Source organism: Staphylococcus sp. MB377 (assembly GCF_001922505.1).
GTDB lineage: Bacteria > Bacillota > Bacilli > Staphylococcales > Staphylococcaceae > Staphylococcus > Staphylococcus haemolyticus.
Window position 1 is genome coordinate 1 of sequence record NZ_MAON01000049.1, and the last position, 1,198, is coordinate 1,198.

General features: G+C 37.6%; 3 protein-coding genes. All 3 read left to right on the plus strand.

Annotation, left to right across the window (positions count from 1 at the left end; genetic code table 11):
- The first annotated feature begins 136 nt into the window (after window positions 1-136).
- From BB045_RS09230 to BB045_RS12450, 3 genes are read left to right on the plus strand one after another with little or no spacing between them, the layout of a single operon-like run.
- The gene (locus BB045_RS09230; RefSeq protein ID WP_075140701.1) at window positions 137-769 is read left to right on the plus strand and encodes a Sak single strand annealing protein; all 633 of its coding nucleotides are present in this window, start codon (window positions 137-139) and stop codon (window positions 767-769) included.
- A 15-nt stretch (window positions 770-784) separates the two neighbouring features.
- The gene (locus tag BB045_RS12195; RefSeq protein ID WP_166739839.1) at window positions 785-961 is read left to right on the plus strand and encodes a hypothetical protein; all 177 of its coding nucleotides are present in this window, start codon (window positions 785-787) and stop codon (window positions 959-961) included.
- On the plus strand, window positions 961-1,182 hold the full coding sequence (locus BB045_RS12450) for a hypothetical protein (protein WP_000472845.1): 222 nt from the start codon (window positions 961-963) through the stop codon (window positions 1,180-1,182). The genes BB045_RS12195 and BB045_RS12450 overlap by 1 nt, the downstream gene beginning before the upstream one ends.
- The last annotated feature ends 16 nt before the right edge of the window (window positions 1,183-1,198 follow it).

Sequence of the window (1,198 nt, forward strand, 5' to 3'; positions counted from 1 at the left end):
GATATAAGCAAAGCGATGAACCTAATGCTGCTTCAATGGTTGTAGCTTATGAATACGGATTGCAGTCACTTATGGAAGTGTATGAAGCTAGTAAACAAACGGAAATATCACCATTTTAAAAGAGAGGAAGAATTATATGATAACTGAAAATTACTTTTCTAAATTGGCTCAAATAGATTGTTCGGGACATGTTGAGAAGAAAGGGCGTTTTAATTACTTATCGTGGGCATGGGCAGTTAAAAAGCTTCGTGAAGTAGATCCAACAGCTACATGGGAAGTAAAACGATTTGATGGAGTGCCTTACCTCAAAACAGATTGTGGTTACTTTGTAGAAGTTGAAGTAACTGTACAAGGAATACCACTAAGTCAGATTCATCCGATACTTAACAATCAGAACAAGCCGATTGCAGAGCCTAACAGCTTTGATATTAACACAAGTATCCAACGTTGCTTAGTAAAAGCAATTGCACTTCACGGATTAGGATTATACATCTATGCAGGTGAAGATTTACCTGAGATTCAAGAGGAAATGATTACTGCTCAACAAGTTGGTGCAATCAAATTAAACATAAAAAAGCTAGCTACTCTTCGAAAAGTTGATGAAGACACAATTAAAGGACACTTAAGTATTAAAGAAGTTGGCGAATTGACATTAAAACAAGCTGGAGAAGTACTTAAGAAATTAACAAAGTGGGTTAAACAGGCTGAAAAAGAAACTTCTGAAATTGAAGAGCAGGAACAAGTAGAAAAAATAGAACAAACAAACTAAGGAGATGCTAAACCTATGTTAGACAAAAATCAATCTAAAGTCGTCCTTCCGAAGTGGGTGTGGAAGGGCGCACGGAATGAAAAAGAAGCAAGAGTAAAGGCGATTGAGTACATCACTCCCGATCGCTACCCAGGATATAAAATAATCAAAATCCAAGGCGACATAGCGGTATGCGAAAGGGCGAATGCGTGATGTTTAAGATACCTGTCAGACGTGGATCGATGAAAGAGATGTTAATAGCAGTTCGGGATTTAGAAAAACGAGGTTATGACTATGTAACACCAATTAAGCGGGTATATAGAGCAGAAAGAACTTTCCATCACGAAGGTAAATTCAGGGGGAGAGACAAGGTTCGTTTTACTGGCATGGAAGACAATGTGAGCTATGAATGTTGGATGAAGAAGGTGAATTAAATGGCAGATGTTAAAT

Excerpts from the sequence above, each read along its gene's own strand:
- BB045_RS09230 (WP_075140701.1), top strand. The coding sequence starts at position 137 with ATGATAACTGAAAATTACTTTTCTAAATTGGCTCAAATAGATTGTTCG.
- BB045_RS12195 (WP_166739839.1), top strand. The coding sequence starts at position 785 with ATGTTAGACAAAAATCAATCTAAAGTCGTCCTTCCGAAGTGGGTGTGG.
- BB045_RS12450 (WP_000472845.1), top strand. The coding sequence starts at position 961 with ATGTTTAAGATACCTGTCAGACGTGGATCGATGAAAGAGATGTTAATA.